This window comes from Tsukamurella asaccharolytica, assembly GCF_007858435.1.
In the GTDB taxonomy this organism is placed as follows: Bacteria; Actinomycetota; Actinomycetes; order Mycobacteriales; family Mycobacteriaceae; genus Tsukamurella; species Tsukamurella asaccharolytica.
Map to the genome: position 1 here is coordinate 1 of NZ_VIGW01000012.1, position 17,534 is coordinate 17,534.

A 17,534-nucleotide genomic window follows, 5' to 3' on the forward strand; every position below is an offset into this window, starting at 1 on the left:
GACGGGGCGAGGGCGTCGGGCAGCGCGGCGGCACGCGCGGGGCCGAGGGTGAGCGCCGGTGCGACCAGCCGGCCCTGGGGCCCGGCGAGCGCGACGGAGCGGCGGGGCCGGCGGTCGCCGAGGACCTCGGCGACGGGCGCGGGCAGCGCCGCGAGCTCTGGCTCGGCGGTGGGCTCGCCGAGGTCGTCGGTGAACCACAGCGCGAGCCCGAGGCCCGGGCGCCACAGCCCGTGCGCGGCGGCCTGGGGGCGGGGCATGGGTCCCTACTCCGGGGAGGTGCGGTAGGCCTCGTGCCGGTGGCGCAGACGGTGCCGCAGGTGCGCCTCCACCGCCGGCCACTCGTGCCGGAGGATCGAGAAGAGCACGGCGTCCAGCAGCGCCCCGTTGCGGTAGCGCTTGTTGCTGCGCAGCACCCCGTCCTGCTTCGCGCCGAGCCGGGCGATGGCCTCGCGCGACTGGGTGTTGACCCACTGGGTGCGCAGCCCGATGCACTCGCAGCCCAGCACGTCGAAGGCGTGCCCGAGGAGCAGCAGCTTGGACTCGGCGTTGGTGCCGGTGCCGTGTGTGGAGGCGCGGTTCCAGGTGTAGCCGATCTCCATCCGCGGCACCGCCGGGTCGATGTCGTAATAGGTGGTCATGCCGAGCACCCGGCCGGCAGCGTCGATCGCGGTGAAGGGGATCATCTCGCCCCTCTCCTGCAACTGCAGGCGCCGATCGATCTCGGCGCGCAGGCCCGACGGGGCGGGGACCGAGGTGTACCAGCGGTCCCACAGCTGCCCGTCCTCGAGCGCCTCGAGCAGGTCGTCGTGCTGGTCGTGCGCGAGCGGCACGAGCGTGACGAGGTGCCCCGTCAGCGTGACGGGCTCCAGAGCAGTGAGAAAGGCCATGGCGTGCAGGCTACTGCGCGGCACTGACGAGTATTCGCTCCAGCGCGGCACGGATCTCGTCGGGGACCCCCGCGGGACGGCGCGTCTTTCGGTCGACGAAGACGTGGACGAACCAGCCCTCCGCGGCGGCGGTGCCGTCCCCGTCGAACAGGGTGACGGCGTAGGTGACGCTGGATCGGCCCAGCTTGCTGACCGCGAGCCCGGCGGTGACCGGCTCGGGGAAGGCGAGCGGGGCGTCGTAGCGACAGTGAGATTCCACACACAGGCCGATGGTGGCGCCGCCGTGGATGTCGAGGCCGCCCTCGCGAATGAGGAAGGTGTTGATCACCGTGTCGAAGAAGCTGTAGTAGACGACGTTGTTGACATGCCCGTAGACGTCGTTGTCCTTCCAGCGGGTGGGGATGACCAGGGTGTACGGCTGCTCGTCGATGCTCGGCACGGTCTCCGACGGTACGCGGGCGGGACGCGGCCGCGCGCGCCGAACGGGAACTTTCCGGCGGCGCCCGGGGTTAGATGTATGAAAGATCTCCAGGACCGCTTCCCACTTCGGAGGACACCATGGCGAACAAGCCCGCGCGCATCCAGTCCGACCAGGCCGACCCGCCCGCCGTCCAGCACGGCGGTGGCGGGGTCCTCGGCTCCGTCATCGACCGCGCCGCCCGCCTGCAGGCGCCGGCCGTCGCGAAGTACGTCGCCGGCCTGCGGGCCGACCACCCGGACGAGTCTCCCGCGCAGATCATCGCCCGACTGGAGAAGCGGTACCTCCTCACCGTGACCGGTACCGGCGGCGCCGCCGGCGCCACCGCGGCCGTGCCCGGCCTGGGCACCCTGGCCGCGATCGGCACCGTCGGCGCCGAGACCGTCGTCTTCATGGAGGCCTCGGCCCTCTACGCCCTGGCCATCGCCGAGGTGTACGGCATCTCTCCCGAGGACCGCGAGCTGCGCAAGGCCCTGGTACTCACCGCGGTGCTCGGCGAGGCCGGGCTCGGCACGCTCCGGGCCACCGTCGGCGCCAAGAACGCCTCCCTGATGAACCTGAAGAAGAACCCCACCCAGATTCCCGGCCTGGGCGGCATGAACAAGCAGCTGATGAAGATGTTCAGCCGCCGGTTCATGGCGAAGAAGTCGCCGCTCATCCTCGGCAAGCTGCTGCCCGCGGGCATCGGTGCCGTGGTGGGCGCGGGCGGCAACCGCGTGCTGGGCAAGGGCGTGATCAAGAACGCCCGGTCGGTCTTCGGCCCCGTTCCCACGACGTGGCCCAACGCCCACCTGCGGGTGGTCGAGGGCTCCGCGACCGACGGCCCGGCGCCCGGACTCCCGGCGTCCGGCACCGACTGATCGAGGGCCGCGGTCCGGGAGTAACCGACACGCCTTTTCCGTGGTGGACTACCCTGGAGCGTGCGGACCTGCGCCCTCTGCGATCCGGGGTGGCGCGCGCTTGATACGACGATGATGAATCGAGGCGAGGACCTGCCGTGAGCAGCAGTTCTGTATCGGATTTCGGCCAGAACGAATGGCTGGTCGAGGAGATGTACGAGCGGTTCAAGGCCGACCCGAATTCGGTCGACCCGAGCTGGCACGAATTCCTCTCGAAGTACACCCCGGGAGGCCCGGAAGGCGGCGCCGCGGCGAGTAACGGCGCGGCTCCCGCGGCCGCACCGGCCGCGAGCGGCGGGACGCCCTCGGCAACACCCGCCGCACCGGCCGGATCCGCCGCACCCGAACCCGCACCCGCGGCGAAACCTGCGGCGAAACCCGCGGCGGCACCGAAGACGACCGACACCACTCTGACCCCCGCGCCGTCCACCCCGGTGACCCCGGCACCGTCGTCGCCCGCGAAGCCCGCCCCGGCCCCCAAGGCCCCCGCCCCTGCGTCGTTCCCGGCGGAGGAGGAGCGCACCGTGCTCCGCGGCGCGGCGAACGCGGTCGTCAAGAACATGAACGCCAGCCGCGAGGTGCCGACCGCGACGTCGGTGCGCTCGATGCCGGTCAAGGTGATGTTCGACAACCGCGTGGTGATCAACAACCACCTCGCCCGCACCCGCGGCGGCAAGATCAGCTTCACCCACATCCTGGGCTACGCCCTGGTGCAAGGCGTCAAGGCCTTCCCCAACATGAACCGGCACTTCGCCGAGATCGACGGGAAGCCCAACGCGGTGACCCCGCCGCACGTGAACCTCGGCATCGCCATCGACCTCGTCGGCAAGAACGGCAGCCGCAGCCTCGTGGTCGCGGGCGTCAAGGAAGCCGAGACGATGGACTTCGGCCAGTTCGTGGCCGCTTACGAGGACATCGTGCGTCGCGCCCGCCAGGGCAAGCTGGGCGCGGAGGACTTCGCCGGCGTCACGATCTCGCTGACCAACCCCGGCGGCATCGGCACCGTGCACTCGGTGCCCCGCCTCATGGTCGGCCAGGGCGCCATCATCGGCGTCGGCGCCATGGAGTACCCCGCCGAGTTCCAGGGCGCGAGCGACGAGAAGATCGCCGAGCTGGCCGTCGGCAAGCTCACCACCCTGACCTCGACGTACGACCACCGCATCATCCAGGGCGCCGAGTCCGGCGACTTCCTGCGCTACGTCCACGAGCTCACGCTGAGCGACGACTTCTGGGACGACATCTTCCGCGCGATGCACGTGCCCTACGAGCCGATCCGGTGGCGGCAGGACATCCCCGCGCACGGCATCGACAAGGACGCGCGCGTCCTCGAGCTCATCGCGGCGTACCGGGCGCGAGGCCACCTCATGGCCGACGTCGACCCGCTGCGCTACAACAACGAGAGTCTCGAGTCGCACCCCGACCTGAACGTGCTGACCTACGAGCTCACCCTGTGGGATCTGGACCGCACGTTCAATGTCGGCGGCTTCCACGGCGCCGAGCGACTCAAGCTGCGCAAGGTGCTCTCGGTGCTGCGCGACGCGTACTGCCGCCACGTCGGCGTCGAGTACGCGCACATCCTCGAGCCCGAGCAGCAGAAGTGGCTGCAGGAGCGCGTGGAGACGAAGGACATCAAGCCCACGGTCGCCGAGCAGAAGTACATCCTCAGCAAGCTCAACGCCGCGGAGGCCTTCGAGACCTTCCTGCAGACCAAGTACGTCGGCCAGAAGCGATTCTCGCTCGAGGGCGCGGAGTCGGTCATCCCGATGATGGACGCCGTGCTGGACCAGGCCGCCGAGCACGCGCTCGACGAGGTGGTCATCGGTATGCCGCACCGCGGGCGCCTCAACGTGCTCGCGAACATCGTCGGCAAGCCCTACAGCCAGATCTTCACCGAGTTCGAGGGCAACCTGAATCCGTCGCAGGCGCACGGCTCCGGCGACGTGAAGTACCACCTCGGCGCCGAGGGCAAGTACTACCAGATGTTCGGTGAGAACGAGATCACCGTCTCGCTGGTCGCCAATCCCTCGCACCTCGAGGCCGTCGACCCGGTGCTCGAGGGGATCGTGCACGCCAAGCAGGTCATGAAGGATCCGCCCGAGGGCGAGCACCCGATCCTGCCGCTCATGCTGCATGGCGACGCGGCCTTCGCGGGCCAGGGCGTCGTGGCCGAGACGCTCAACATTGCGAACCTCGACGGCTTCTCCAACGGCGGCACGGTCCACATCGTCGTGAACAACCAGGTGGGCTTCACCACCTCGCCGGAGAACTCGCGCAGCTCGCAGTACTGCACCGACGTCGCGAAGATGATCGGGGCTCCGATCTTCCACGTCAACGGCGACGATCCCGAGGCCTGCGTCTGGGTGGCGAAGCTCGCCGTCGACTTCCGCGAGAAGTTCGACAAGGACGTCGTGATCGACCTCGTCTGCTACCGCCGTCGCGGCCACAACGAGGGCGACGACCCGTCGATGACCCAGCCCGGCATGTACGACGTGATCGACACCAAGCGCGGTGTCCGCAAGTCCTACACCGAGGCCCTCATCGGTCGTGGCGACATCTCGACCAAGGAGGCCGAGGACGCGCTGCGCGACTACCAGGGCCAGTTGGAGCGGGTCTTCAACGAGGTCAAGGAACTCGAGAAGTTCCAGGCCGAGCCGGCGCCGTCGATCATCGCCGACCAGCCGCTGCCGAGCTCGCTCGTGACCGCGGTGCCGCTGGAGCAGATCCAGCGCGTGGGCGACGCCTACGCCAACGTTCCCGAGGGGTTCACCGTGCACCCGCGCGTGGCCCCCGTGGCCAAGCGCCGCTTCGAGATGTCGCGCGAGGGTGATATCGACTGGGCCTTCGGCGAGCTGCTCGCCTTCGGCACGCTGCTCGAGGAGGGCCGGACGGTCCGCCTGTCCGGCCAGGACAGCCGTCGCGGCACGTTCACGCAGCGCCACGCGGTACTCATCGATCGGCGGACGGGCACGGAGTACACCCCGCTCGACTACCTCGGTCCCGACGGCACGGAATCGCCCGGCAAGTTCATGGTCTACGACTCGGCGCTCACCGAGTTCGCCGGCCTGGGCTTCGAGTACGGATACTCCGTGGCCGACGCGTCGGCGCTGGTGTGCTGGGAGGCGCAGTTCGGTGACTTCGTCAACGGCGCGCAGTCGATCATCGACGAGTTCATCAGCTCGGGCGAGGCCAAGTGGGGCCAGACCTCGGGCGTGACGCTGCTGCTCCCCCACGGCCACGAGGGCCAGGGGCCGGACCACACGTCGGCCCGCATCGAGCGCTTCCTGCAGCTGTGCGCCGAGGGCTCGATGACGGTCGCGATGCCGTCGACGCCCGCCTCGTACTTCCACCTGCTGCGGCGACACGCCCTCGACGGCGTGCGGCGCCCGATGGTGGTCGCGACGCCGAAGTCGATGCTGCGCAACAAGGCCGCCGTCAGCCCGGTCGAGGACTTCACGAGCGGCAAGTTCCGCTCGGTCATCGACGACCCGGCGTTCGAGGTGGAGGGCGGCGACCGCAGCAAGGTCACCAAGCTGCTGCTGGTCTCCGGCAAGCTCTACTACGAGCTGGAGGCGCGCAGGAAGAAAGACAAGCGCGACGACGTCGCGATCGTCCGCATGGAGCAGCTCTACCCGCTGCCCTCCCGGCGCCTGCCGGCCACGCTCGACCTGTACCCCAACGCCACGGACGTGCGCTGGGTGCAGGAGGAGCCGGCCAACCAGGGCGCGTGGCCCTTCTTCGGCCTGGCGCTGCCGGAGCTCGATGACCGCCTCGTCGGCATCAAGCGCGTCTCGCGCCGCGCCATGTCGGCCCCGTGCTCGGGCTCGTCCAAGGTGCACGCCGTGGAGCAGGCCCAGATCATCGACGAGGCCTTCGTCGTCTGATCCGCTGAGCCAGAAGAAGGGCCGATCCTCCCTCGGGAGGACCGGCCCTTCTCGTTGCGCTGCTCCCGGCGCGACGGGTTGATGTTCCCCCGCCGGCCGCTCTCGATTCCTGTCCACTTCGGACACGCTGTCCGATCCGGTCAGAATCCGAGAGCCGGGCTCCCTCGAACCCCGACGCCTTGAGGACGCGTGCCACACGGGGGCACGCAGGGCACCGTCAGGCCGCGCCCGACGTGAGATCCAGCCCGACCGCCCCCGCCATCCCCACGAACATCGTGGCGAGGTGGTCGACGACCTCGTCGCGCGTCATGGCGGCGAAGCCGGCGTTCTCGTCGAGCCACTGCACGAGGGTCTCCTCGACGACGGCGATCCAGCCGTGCACGGCCAGCACGAAGCGGGGCGAGCGCTCGATGCCGATGTTCTCGGCCTGGCTCACGAACTGACCGACGATCTGCTCCCGGACCGACTTCACGGCGGTGCGGATCCGCGGCTCGGACCAGCTCACGCCGGCGAGCATCGGCAGTAACGACTGCCGGTTCTCCATGATGTGGTCGACGTAGGTGCCCAGCGTGGCGGTGAGGATCGGCATCACGTCGGTGATGTCCTCGGGGTCACGGTCGGGGGTGGCGACCTCCCCCACGATGCGCGCCTGTTCCTCCACCAGCGCGACCTGGAAGTCGAGCTTCGAGTCGAAGTAGTGGAACAGGAGGCCGGCGGAGACGCCCGCCTGGCTCGCGATGTCTTCGATGGACACCTGCTCGAGCGCCTGATGCTTCAGACTGAGCAGGCCCAGGTCGATGAACTGCTGGCGCCGGGCCTGGGGGCTGAGGCGGGTGCGCTTGCGCCCCACCGCTGCGGCGACGGACTTTCTGGTCACCTACTGAATCATACTCAATAGGTCGTTGACAGAGCTCGCATCCCGACCCTACTGTCGAGTAAGAACGCCGAGCAACAGCGCATCTGCGGCCCGCCCGGCCAGGAATCAGCGTGAGGGATGGACAGAGCATGAAGAGTTTCCGCGGCAAGGTCGCCGTCGTCACCGGCGCCGCCTCCGGCATGGGACGCGAGCTGGCGCTCCAGCTCGCCGACGAGGGCGCGAAGCTCTCGCTGTGCGACTACGACCCCGCCGGGCTCGAGCAGACCGCCGAGCTGGCCCGCGCGCGCGGCGCCGAGGTGCACACCAAGGTCGTCAACGTCGGCGAGCGCGAGCAGCTCCTCGCCTACGCCGACGACGTGATCGCGCACTACGGCGCGGTCAACCTGCTGTTCAACAACGCCGGCATCGCGCACCACGAGCCCGTCGAAACCACGTCCTTCAAGGACTACGACCGGGTCATGGACATCGACTTCTGGGGCGTCGTGAACGGCACCAAGGCCTTCCTGCCCCACCTGATCGCCTCGGGCGACGCGCACATCATCAACACCAGCTCGCTGTTCGGCCTGCTGTCGGTCGGCGGCCAGAGCGCGTACAACGCCGCCAAGTTCGGCGTGCGCGGCTTCACCGAGGCCCTCCGCATCGAGATGCTTTCGAGCGACCACAACGTCGGCGTGACCTGCGTCCACCCGGGCGGCATCAAGACCGCCATCGCCCGCAACGCCACCGGCGCCGAGAACGTGGACACCGCGCACACCGCCGCGCTCTTCGACAAGTACCTCGCCCGCACCGAGGCCGACGACGCTGCGCGCACGATCCTCAACGGGGTCAAGAAGAACCGGGGCCGGGTGCTCATCGGTGCTGACGCGAAGATCATCGACGTGCTGGTCCGCATCGGCGGCTCCGCCTACGAGCGCGTCAACGCCCTGATCGATCAGCAGCTCAACAAGCGCCTCACGTAGTACTCCGCCGACCGCCCCGCCCGCGCCCGCCGGGCGCGGGGCGGTCCGCATCCGGGGTCACTTGAGCGTGTGCTCGGCCGCCCAATCGCCGGCCGCCTGCTCGGGCGTGCGCTCCCCCGAGTCGACCTGCGCGACGAGCGCCGCCAGGTCGGCGGTGGTCAGCTCGCCGGCGATCGCGGAGAGCCGCTTCGTCTGCGCCACCGTCAGCCCGTCGCGCCGCACCAACGGCACGACCGCCCGCGAGGGGACCGCACCGTCGGGATCGGCCACCTGGACGAGGTCCTTCGCCGCGGCGGAGAGCGTGCCGAGCTGCGCCAGCCCGGCGCGCCCCTCGCGGACGGCCCGCGCGGCGGCCGCCTCGTCGGCGACGGCCACGACGGGCCCCGTCGCGCAGCCGTAGCGGGCGCGCAGGTCCGGCGGCGAGCCGGCGGGGACGGCGACGGGGACCGACAGCCCCTCGCAGCCCCGGAGCGTCGCGGACGGCGCGTCCTTGGGCGCGAAGAGCATCGGCTGATCGAGGGCGAGCGTCGGGTCGCCGAGGCCGAGCCCCTCGGGGAGCACGGCGCTGAGCGCCACGAACTGCGCATCCCACTGCGCGCGCGGGTTCTCCGACTCCTCTTCCTTCGCCTTCGTCGGCTGCGCGGCGCCGGGCCGGTACCGTTCCCACAGCGCGCCGGTCAGCGCGGGCGCGACGGTGACATCGCCCTTCTCGACCGCGGCCACCGCGGCGTCGTCCCCCGGCTCGAGCCCCAACCGGGTCTCGACCGGGGTCCCTGCCGTGCGGAGCGCGTTCGCGTAGATCAGGGCCGCGACCTTCGAAACCGCACTCGAAGATGAACCGACGGTGACGGTGCCCGGCGCGGTGCGCGGGCCCAGGTCAGCCTGGTCGCCGGGGTCCGAGCAGCCCGCGGCCGCCAGCGCGACGAGGGCCGCGGCGGCGAAGCGGGACAGGCGAGTGCTCACGCCTACTTTCTACCCGGCACGGACCCGGGCCCGGCGCCTGGCCCGGGTCTATTATCTCGTTCATGCCCTCCATGCCCTCCTTGCCCCGGCCCGGAACCGGGCGCCGCGAGGCCCGCGAGACGGATGTCCCGGACGTCCCGGTGCCGGTGGCCCGCGCCGTCGTCGACTGCGGCGCCTACGTCGACGGGGTGCGCCTCCCCGGCCGGTTCGGCTACGTCGAGGCGATCGAGGAGGTCCGGCGCCGCGGCGAGGGCTTCGTCTGGGTGGGCCTGCTCGACCCCGACCAGCATCAGATGGACGAGGTGGCGAACGTCTTCGGACTGCACCCGCTGACCGTCGAGGACACTCTGGTGACGCACACCCGGCCCAAGGTCGACCGATTCGACGACACGCTCTTCCTCATTCTCAAGACCGTGAACTACGTCGGCCACGACCGCTCCGGCCCGATGGCGCGCATCGTCGAGACCGGCGAGGTCATGGTGCTCGTCGGGCCCGACCATGTGATCACCGTGCGGCACGGCGACCACGGCAGCCTGCGGCGCGTGCGCCGCAACCTCGAGTCCAACCCGGAGCTCCTCACACGCGGGCCGTCGGCGGTGATGCACGCCGTGGCCGACCACGTGGTGGACACCTACGTCGCGGTCTCGGACCTGCTCGAGGACGACATCGACCGGGTCGAGGAGGACGTCTTCCGCGCCGGCGCGCGCACCGAGGTCGACGAGATCTACCAGATCAAGCGCGACATCGTGGAGCTGCGCCGCGGCATCCACCCGCTGTCCCACGCACTCAAGCGCCTGACCTGCGATTTCAGCGACATCATTCCGCACGAGATCCAGCGCTACTTCTCCGACGTACTCGACCACCAGGCGATGGTCGCCGACCAGGTGGAGGCCTACAACGACGTGCTGAGCTCACTGATCGACGCGGCCGTCGCGAAGATCGGCATGCAGCAGAACGAGGACATGCGCAAGATGTCCGCCATCATCGGCCTCGTCGCCGTGCCCACGATGATCGCCGGCGTGTACGGCATGAACTTCGACTTCATGCCGGAGCTGCACTGGCGGTACGGCTACTTCATCGTGCTGGCGATCATGCTCGTCGCCTGTCTCGGCCTGTACGTGGTCTTCCGCAGGATCAGGTGGCTCTAACCGGCGTCGTGCACCGCGCGCACCGCGGGCCGTCCGGGGTCGGCCGGGTCGATGCCGGCCTCCGCCCACGCTTCACGCAGCGCCGCGGCCCCCTTGAGCCGCACCCAGGCCGCCTCGTTGGCGGTGATCGGGTCGGCGCGCAGGAACCGCACCGGCTCGCCGTCCGCGCGCGCCAGGTCGGGCACCGCCGACTCCCCCAGTAGGACCGCCGTGAACGGCGCCCCCGCCCACAGTGGGGCGCCGAGGTCGACGAGCGCATCGGGCGCGAGTACCAGCCCCTCGACGGCCGGGGTCGCCGCCAGGATCGCCAGCGAGCGGTGCACGCCGTCCAGCGCAGCACCAGGCCCGTCGGCGGCGGGGCTCAGCTCCAGCACGACTTCGGCGCGCGGGCCGTCCTCGACGGTGAGCAGCGCGTTCGGGTCCGTCATCGCGTGCCGCGAGCAACCGACGCTCGCGAAGGCCACCAGCGGCTCCCCCACCCAGCGCTGGATCGTCATCGGCTCGAGCCCGAGGAAGGTGACCGACGCCGACGCGGGCGGCGCGAAGCCGCGGTCCGCGTAGTGCTCGGCGAGGTGCGCCCGGACGGCGTCGACGACGGAGGTCACGGGTCCCGATCCTACGGACGGGCCGTCAGAAGAAAGTGCCGGGTCGCCGGGGCGGGTTCTGCGCGGAGACCTCGTCGATGATCTCGTGGCTCCACTCGTGCTTGCGGACCAGGCGATACCGCTCGCACGCGACGAACAGGTAGACCTCGGCGTCGGTGGAGGCCTCCATGATCCCGGCGGCGCGGGCCATCTCGATCACGGGCGCGAACTCCTCGTCGTACCACCGGCCGGCGACGACGGCGCGCGAGAGGTACTCCCCCGCCTCCTGGATCAGACGGAAACCCCAGGCCTCCACCGATTCCGCGAGCACGGAGTAGTCCCAGGCGTTGGTGAACCGGATCCGCTCGCGCGCGGCCCCACCCAGGGGCACCCGCTCGAGGAACAGCCGCCGGTGGTCCTTGAGCAGCAGATCGGAGCGCACCGCGATCCCGCCCGAGCCGATCCGCGTGACGACCTCGGTGACGTCGGCGTCGATGGTGCTGAAGCCGCGCGCGAAGGCGATCGACACCCGATGGTGGCCGTCGACGACGAAGTACAGGTCGCCGACCTTCTTCAGCTCGACCGGCGGCATGGCTTCTCCCCGCCGCTGCGCCGCCGCCAGCCGCTGCCACCGCGCGCGCAGCGCCGGCGAGCGGGGCCGGAAGTGGCGGTCGAAATCGCGGGTGCGGTCCACGCTGCCGACGATCCGCGCGACCGGCACCACCTGCAGCCCCAGTGCGCGCTCGGTGACGAAGCCCAGCGCGGAGACCACCTCGTCGTAGGGCAGCACCTCGTTGACGTCGCCGGGCTGCCCGCGCACCCAGGCCGCGAGGCGGGCGATGTTCGCGCGCCGCCGCGACCGCTCGAAATCGGTGCGGGCGTCCTCGTCGGGGAATCCGGTGTCACGCGCCACGCCGCCGCTCCTTCACGCCGTAGGTCCCGGGGCTCCCCGGGGTGATCTCGAAGTACGTGTACCCGACGGTGTTCAGCACCGGCACGCCGTCGATCTCGCGATCCGGTCCGGGCCGGCCGTAGGGGTGCACGTGGCCGTGCACGAAGACCTGCGGCCGCAGGCCCGCGACCAGCCCGCCCAGCGCCGCCAGCCCGCGGTGCGGGCCGTCGTCCCCGTCGCCCACGCCGCGGGCGGGCGAGTGCGCGAGCACCACGTCGACGGTCCGCCGCCGGGCCGCGAGCCGCAGCCGCCACGCCCGCCGCGCCGCCTGCGCCTGCGTCCACTGGTTGGGGCCGCCCCGGTAGCGGATCGACCCGCCGAGGCCGGCCACCGTCAGGCCGGCGACGGTGACGACCCGCCCGTCGGCGTTGATCCCGCCCCGCGGGCCGGGCGGCTCGCACGGCAGGCCGCCGCGCACGTAGCCGCCGCGCGTGCGGCGGTACCCCGAATGATCCGGGTCGTGGTTGCCGGGCACGAAGACACAGGGCGCGCCGTACCGGTCGACGAGCGATTCCAGATACGCGCCGGGCAGGTCGCCGGCCCCGAGGATCAGGTCGGGACGCAGTGTCGACGAGGCCAGGACCAGGCCCGGCACCTCCTCGTCGCTGACGGCGAGCACCCGCATCGAGAAGACCTACAGGGCCAGGTTGCGCCCGGTCGCAGCGTCGAAGACCGCGATCTTCGTCGGGTCGTAGTAGAGGTCGACGTCGGCGCCGCGGGTCGCGGTCGAATCGGCCGACAGGCGCGCGACGACCTCGTCGACGCCGGCGGGCGGGGGCAGCTGCTGGCCGGTACGCAGGTCGCCGAGGACGTCGGTGCGGGCGTCGTCGGGGGCGACGGCGAAGTGCACGAACTTGTCCGAGCCCATCGACTCGAGCACGTCGACCCGCGCCCGGAAGGTGAGGCCGCCGACGCGCTGGTTCGGATCCAGCAGGCGGGCGTCCTCGAAGTGCTCGGGACGGATGCCGACCACCACGTCGCCGGTCTTGTTCCCGGCGGCGGAGGCCTTGTCCGCCAGCTGCGGTGCGTCGAGCAGCAGGATCTCGCCGAGTGCCGTGTCGATGCCCACCGACGTGAGGCGGCCGGGCACGAGGTTCATCGCGGGCGAGCCGATGAAGCCCGCGACGAACAGGTTGTTCGGGCGGTCGTAGAGCTCCTGCGGGGCGCCGATCTGCTGCACGTCGCCGCCCTTGAGCACGACGACGCGGTCGCCGAGGGTCATGGCCTCGGTCTGATCGTGCGTCACGTAGACCATGGTGGTGCCGAGGCGCTTCTGCAGGCGGGAGACCTCGGTGCGCATCTGCACGCGCAGCTTCGCGTCGAGGTTCGACAGGGGCTCGTCCATGAGGAAAGCCTTGGGGCTGCGGACGATCGCGCGGCCCATCGCGACGCGCTGCCGCTGGCCGCCCGAGAGCTGCGACGGGCGGCGGTCGAGATGCTGCGTGAGGTCCAGCGTGCGGGCGGCGTCCTCGACCTTCGCGGCGACCTGATCCTTCGGCAGCTTCGCCAGCGTGAGCGGGAAGGCGATGTTCTCGCGGACCGTCATGTGCGGGTAGAGCGCGTAGGACTGGAAGACCATCGCGATATCGCGATCCTTCGGCGCCTTCTCGTTCACCCGCTCGCCGCCGATGCGCAGCTCGCCGGAGGAGATGTCCTCCAGACCGGCGATCATGTTGAGCGTGGTGGACTTGCCGCAGCCCGACGGGCCCACCAGGATCACGAACTCGCCGTCGGCGATCTCCAGGTTGATGTCGTTGACGGCGGTGGAGCCGTCGGGGTAGGTCTTCGTGACGTGGTCCAAGGCGATATCGGCCATGTGATTGCTCCTCGAATACTTTCTCGGCGTCAGCCCTTGACCGCGCCGGAGGTGAGTCCGGCGACGATCCGTCGTTGGAAGATCAGGACGAAGATGATGATGGGGATGGTGACGATCACGGCGGCGGCCGCGATCGACCCGGTGGGCGTCTCGAACTCCGAGCTGCCGGTGAAGTTGGTGATCGCCACGGGGGCGGTGGTCGACGCGTCGGTCGCCGTCAGGGTGAGGGCGAACAGCAGGTCGTTCCAGCAGAAGATGAACACCAGGATCGCCGCGGTCACCACGCCGGGCGCCGCGAGCGGCGCGATCACGCGGCGGAAGGCCTGGGAGGGAGTGGCGCCGTCCATCTTGGCGGCCTTCTCCAGCTCCCACGGGATCTCGCGGAAGAACGCCGAGAGCGTGTACACCGTGAGCGGCAGCGCGAAGGTGATGTACGGCAGGATCAGGCCCGGCCAGGTGTCGAACAGGCCGAGCTTGCGCTCGATGTTGAACAGCGGCGTGATGAGCGAGACCTGCGGGAACATCGCGATGAGCAGCGCCGCGCCGACGAACAGCTTCTTGCCGGGGAAGTCCAGCCGCGCCACCGCGTAGGCGGCGAACATGCCGATCGCCACCGCGATCACGGTGGAGATCAGCGCGATGCCGATGGAGTTGATGAGCGGGCGGACGAAGCCGGCGCCCTCGAAGATCGCCGTGTAGTTCTCGGTCGTGAACGCCTTCGGGATGAAGCTGCCGTCCGCGATCGACGAGGTGGGCTTGAGCGAGAGCGAGATGATCCACAGCACCGGGATCAGGGCGTAGAGGATCACCAACAGATCGATGACACCCCAGCCGAGCTTCTTACCGACGGAACCTTGAGCCATGTCTCCCCCTACCGTCGATCGCCGGAGTCGGAACCCGGCACCGAGGTGCCGAACGCCTTGACGAAGATGAACGCGATGACCGCGACGCACAGGAAGATCAGCACCGAGATCGCCGACCCCACGCCCAGGTTGAACGCCTTGAACAGGTTGTTGTACCCGAGGATGGAGACCGAGCCGGTGCCGTTGCTGCCCTTCGTCAGAATGTAGATGTTGTCGAAGATGCGGAAGGCGTCCAGCGTGCGGAACAGCAGCGCCACCAGGATCGCCGGCTTCATCAGCGGGATCGTGATCTTCACCAGGCGCGTCCACGGGCCGGCGCCGTCGAGCGCGGCGGCCTTGAGCAGGTCGTCCGGCACCAGGGCCAGGCCCGAGAGCAGGAGCAGCGCCATGAAGGGCGTCGTCTTCCACACCTCGGCCAGGATGATGATCGCCACGGACGGCCACTGCTCGGTGAGCGGCGCGCTCCCGTCGGGCAGCAGGCCGGCGAGGTAGCCCGTCTCCGGGGTCCAGGCGTAGTACCACGAGAACGCGGCGACCACGGTGACGATGCCGTACGGGATCAGCACGACGGTGCGTACCAGCCCGCGACCGACGAGCGTGCGGTGCATGACCAGCGCGATCGCCATGCCCAGCACGAACTCGATGACCACCGAGACGACCGTGATCAGCGAGGTCATGCCCAGCGCCTGCCACCAGTAGCCGTCCTGCAGCACCGTCAGGTAGTTGGTGAGACCGATGAACTCGTCCTGGCCGGGGTAGGCGAGCGAGGACTTGTGCAGGCTCAGCCAGAAGGCGTACAGGATCGGGTACGCGGTGACGAGGAGCATCACCAGCGCCGCGGGGGCGATGAGCAGCAGGCCCAGCTTGCGCTCGGCGCGGCGCCCCTCGCTCTCCGGGGTCGCGGCCTCGATCCGCTCGGGAGCGGGCTTGGTCGGAGTGGTCACGGGACCAGCCCCTTTCCGTCCATCGCCTTCTGCGCGGCGGCGGTCAGTTCATCGGCCAGCGTCTCCGGATCCCAGGAGCCGACGGGGGCCAACTTGGCCTGCAGCAGCGTCGACATCGCCTGGTACTGCGGCGTGATCGGGCGCACTGCGGCGGTGGCATCCTGCAGCTGGTCGCGGATGAGCGAGGCCATCGGATAGGCCTTGCGGAACTCCGGATCGTCGTACAGCTTCGCGAGGATCGGCGGGGTGCCGCCCTTGACGGCGTACTTCCGCTCGGCGGCCTCGTTGGTGAGGCAGGCGAGGGCGTCGAAGGCCTGCTTCTCGTACCGCGTTGTCTTGGTGACGGCGAAATTGATACCGCCGACGGTGGTCTTCGCCGGCCTGCCCGCCATCACCGACGGATACGGCGCGAAGTCGAACTTCTGGCGCGTGAGCGCGTTGATCTCGTTGAGCTGCGCCACCGTGGGCGACGGCGGGTTCTCCGCGTCCTTCGGCGGATTGAGGAGCGCGTCGAACTTGGTGAGCTCGGTCAGGTACGGCACCTCGCCGGCGGCGCCGTTCTGCTGCGCACTGGCGAAGACGAAGGGCCAGTTGACCTGGAAGATCGCCTTGCCTGTCTCCATCCCGAGCCGGGAGGCGTTCTCGTCGAGCTGCGTGAACGACGGATCGCGGCCGGGCGCGGTGGCCACGGCCTTCATGATCGACAGCGCCTTGACGGTGGCGGCGCGGTGCTCCGGCGTGTCGGTGAGCGTCACCGTCTTACCGTCGTCGGCGACCATCCGGCCGCCCGCGCTCTCCAGCAGGGAGTTGAACCAGACGACCACGCCCTCGTACTGGGCGGCCTGCGCCTCGATCTGGGTGGGCCCGCCGAGCTCGCCCGACTTCTTCGCGTACTCGACGACCTGGTCCCAGGTGAGCCTGGGCGGCTGGTTGCCGATCTTGCGGCCCAGCACCTTCTCCAGGGCGTCCTTGCGGTACCAGAGCAGCTGCGTGTTGGTCCACGCCGGCGCCGCGTACTGCCGGTCCTGCCACATCGCGGTCTTCAGCGGGCCGGCGAGCACCGTCTTCGCGGCGCCCTCCGAGATCGACTCGGGCACGGGCAGGATCCAGCCGGCCTCGGCGAACTCGGCGGTCCAGTTCACGTCCAGGGTGACGATGTCCATGGTGCGGTCGTTGCCGTTGGCGCGGCGGGCGATCTGCAGCCGCTGGTCGTCGGCCTGCTTGGGCAGGGCGTGCCCCACGACCTTGTACTCATCGGTCGAGCAGTCGCCGGCGACCTCCTTGACCGTCTTCGCGCCGTCCGCCACGGCGTAGACGTTCAGGGTGATGCCGCCACCCTCGGCGCCGCACCCCGCGAGCAGGGTCACGGCCATCGTCGCCGTGAGTCCCACCGCCGCGGCGCGCGTGCGCCGCCGGCTACCGAGCCGCGTTCTCCGTCGTGTCGTCACGCCGCCTCCTTCGCCGCCCCCGACCGGTGGCGTCCGCTCGAAAGCTAGCCGACGCGGCCGGTGAGGTGAACCACATTCGGCATTATCGTGCCAGAGAGGATGCCAAGTCGTTCATCACCTCACTGAACTCGGCGTCCGGGTCCACCTGGAGGCCCAGGGTGCGGGCGGCACCGTCGAGCACGAACCACGTGACGTCCGTGAGCGATTCGACCACCTCCGCACGGGTGCGGCCGCGGACGGCGGCCTCGCCCCGTACCCAGCTGGTGAGCGTGCCTTCGACCATCGTGAACACCACGAAGGGCACGCCGGCGAACGCCGCCGGATCCAGGCCGGTGAGGGCGGCGAGGCCGTCGATGGTCTGTTCGGCCCTGGCGACCACGCGGTGCCGGAGTTCGCCGATCGCGTCCGGCGCCACGGGGACGCCGTCCGGGGCCGCGGCGTCCGTGGGGCCGGCGCGCAGCAGGTCGACGAGGCGCGGATTGTCCTGCATCCAGGTCGCGGCGCTGGCGATCGAGCGGCGCAGGATCTCCCGCAGCGAGCCGGCGGAGACGTCGAGGTCGGCCTCGAGCTCCGCTGCGAATCGCTCGACGACGAAGCCGCGGAGCCCGCGGGCCAGGTCGTCCTTGCTCTTGAACTGTCGGTACACCACCGACTTCACGAGGCCCGCGCGCTCGGCGATGCTGCGCACGGGGATCGGGGCGCCGGGCTCCGACTCCTCCACGAGCTCCGCGGCCGCGCGCAGAATGAGGTCGCGGCGCTGCGAATTGTGGGCACGCCAGCGCAACTCGTAGCCGCTCTCGGGCTCGTGCGCGGTGACCATACCGCGTGATGTTAC

Annotated in this window: 17 protein-coding genes; 4 read left to right on the forward strand and 13 right to left on the reverse strand. The window is 70.3% G+C overall.

Annotated features, from left to right (window positions below; all coding sequences use genetic code 11):
* From FK529_RS16565 to FK529_RS16575, 3 genes are all read right to left on the reverse strand, one after another.
* A partial coding sequence (locus tag FK529_RS16565) for a hypothetical protein (RefSeq protein WP_205124400.1) occupies nucleotides 1-257 on the reverse strand: 257 nt, incomplete at its 3' end.
* A gap of 6 nt (nucleotides 258-263) precedes the next feature.
* The gene (locus FK529_RS16570; RefSeq protein WP_146563255.1) at nucleotides 264-887 is read right to left on the reverse strand and encodes a GNAT family N-acetyltransferase; all 624 of its coding nucleotides are present in this window, start codon (nucleotides 885-887) and stop codon (nucleotides 264-266) included.
* A gap of 10 nt (nucleotides 888-897) precedes the next feature.
* On the reverse strand, nucleotides 898-1,326 hold the full coding sequence (locus tag FK529_RS16575; RefSeq protein WP_146563257.1) for an acyl-CoA thioesterase: 429 nt from the start codon (nucleotides 1,324-1,326) through the stop codon (nucleotides 898-900).
* 119 nt (nucleotides 1,327-1,445) lie between these two features.
* Here FK529_RS16575 and FK529_RS16580 point away from each other — a divergent pair, with 119 nt between their 5' ends.
* On the forward strand, nucleotides 1,446-2,225 hold the full coding sequence (locus tag FK529_RS16580; RefSeq protein WP_146563259.1) for a hypothetical protein: 780 nt from the start codon (nucleotides 1,446-1,448) through the stop codon (nucleotides 2,223-2,225).
* A gap of 137 nt (nucleotides 2,226-2,362) precedes the next feature.
* The gene (locus FK529_RS16585) at nucleotides 2,363-6,145 is read left to right on the forward strand and encodes a multifunctional oxoglutarate decarboxylase/oxoglutarate dehydrogenase thiamine pyrophosphate-binding subunit/dihydrolipoyllysine-residue succinyltransferase subunit (protein WP_146563261.1); all 3,783 of its coding nucleotides are present in this window, start codon (nucleotides 2,363-2,365) and stop codon (nucleotides 6,143-6,145) included.
* A gap of 217 nt (nucleotides 6,146-6,362) precedes the next feature.
* On the opposite strand, the gene FK529_RS16590 is transcribed toward FK529_RS16585, so the two are convergent.
* Complete coding sequence (locus FK529_RS16590; RefSeq protein ID WP_146563263.1) at nucleotides 6,363-7,022, reverse strand: TetR/AcrR family transcriptional regulator; 660 nt, start codon at nucleotides 7,020-7,022, stop codon at nucleotides 6,363-6,365.
* Nucleotides 7,023-7,150: 128 nt separating this feature from the next.
* Here FK529_RS16590 and FK529_RS16595 point away from each other — a divergent pair, with 128 nt between their 5' ends.
* A complete protein-coding gene (locus tag FK529_RS16595) occupies nucleotides 7,151-7,981 on the forward strand; it encodes an SDR family NAD(P)-dependent oxidoreductase (protein ID WP_146563266.1) in 831 nt (276 codons plus the stop codon).
* A 57-nt stretch (nucleotides 7,982-8,038) separates the two neighbouring features.
* Here the strand turns inward: FK529_RS16595 and FK529_RS16600 are convergent, their stop codons facing one another.
* Nucleotides 8,039-8,944, reverse strand: a complete 906-nt coding sequence (locus FK529_RS16600) for a glycine betaine ABC transporter substrate-binding protein (RefSeq protein WP_146563268.1) — start codon at nucleotides 8,942-8,944, stop codon at nucleotides 8,039-8,041.
* 53 nt (nucleotides 8,945-8,997) lie between these two features.
* Between FK529_RS16600 and corA the strand changes: the two genes are divergently transcribed.
* Entirely contained in the window at nucleotides 8,998-10,092 is a 1,095-nt protein-coding gene (gene corA, locus FK529_RS16605) for a magnesium/cobalt transporter CorA (RefSeq protein ID WP_438947208.1), read from the forward strand.
* Here corA and FK529_RS16610 read toward each other — a convergent pair.
* The 8 genes from FK529_RS16610 to FK529_RS16645 form a co-directional block, all read right to left on the reverse strand.
* Entirely contained in the window at nucleotides 10,089-10,697 is a 609-nt protein-coding gene (locus FK529_RS16610) for a suppressor of fused domain protein (RefSeq protein WP_166436430.1), read from the reverse strand. The two genes, corA and FK529_RS16610, sit on opposite strands and share 4 nt — an antisense overlap.
* A 25-nt stretch (nucleotides 10,698-10,722) precedes the next feature.
* Nucleotides 10,723-11,589, reverse strand: a complete 867-nt coding sequence (locus tag FK529_RS16615) for a chromosome partitioning protein ParB (RefSeq protein WP_146563272.1) — start codon at nucleotides 11,587-11,589, stop codon at nucleotides 10,723-10,725.
* Entirely contained in the window at nucleotides 11,579-12,253 is a 675-nt protein-coding gene (locus FK529_RS16620) for a metallophosphoesterase family protein (RefSeq protein WP_146563274.1), read from the reverse strand. Before FK529_RS16620 ends, FK529_RS16615 begins: the two co-directional genes overlap by 11 nt.
* Before the next feature lie 9 nt (nucleotides 12,254-12,262).
* Entirely contained in the window at nucleotides 12,263-13,444 is a 1,182-nt protein-coding gene (locus tag FK529_RS16625; protein WP_146563276.1) for an ABC transporter ATP-binding protein, read from the reverse strand.
* A 29-nt stretch (nucleotides 13,445-13,473) separates the two neighbouring features.
* Nucleotides 13,474-14,307, reverse strand: coding sequence for a carbohydrate ABC transporter permease (locus FK529_RS16630; protein WP_146563278.1), 834 nt, complete (start codon nucleotides 14,305-14,307; stop codon nucleotides 13,474-13,476).
* 8 nt (nucleotides 14,308-14,315) lie between these two features.
* The gene (locus FK529_RS16635) at nucleotides 14,316-15,251 is read right to left on the reverse strand and encodes a carbohydrate ABC transporter permease (RefSeq protein WP_146563280.1); all 936 of its coding nucleotides are present in this window, start codon (nucleotides 15,249-15,251) and stop codon (nucleotides 14,316-14,318) included.
* A complete protein-coding gene (locus FK529_RS16640; protein WP_231703147.1) occupies nucleotides 15,248-16,699 on the reverse strand; it encodes an extracellular solute-binding protein in 1,452 nt (483 codons plus the stop codon). The genes FK529_RS16635 and FK529_RS16640 overlap by 4 nt, the downstream gene beginning before the upstream one ends.
* Nucleotides 16,700-16,781: 82 nt before the next feature.
* Nucleotides 16,782-17,519: a TetR/AcrR family transcriptional regulator gene (locus FK529_RS16645; RefSeq protein ID WP_146563282.1), complete on the reverse strand. Its 738-nt coding sequence runs from the start codon at nucleotides 17,517-17,519 to the stop codon at nucleotides 16,782-16,784.
* Between the last annotated feature and the right edge of the window lie 15 nt (nucleotides 17,520-17,534).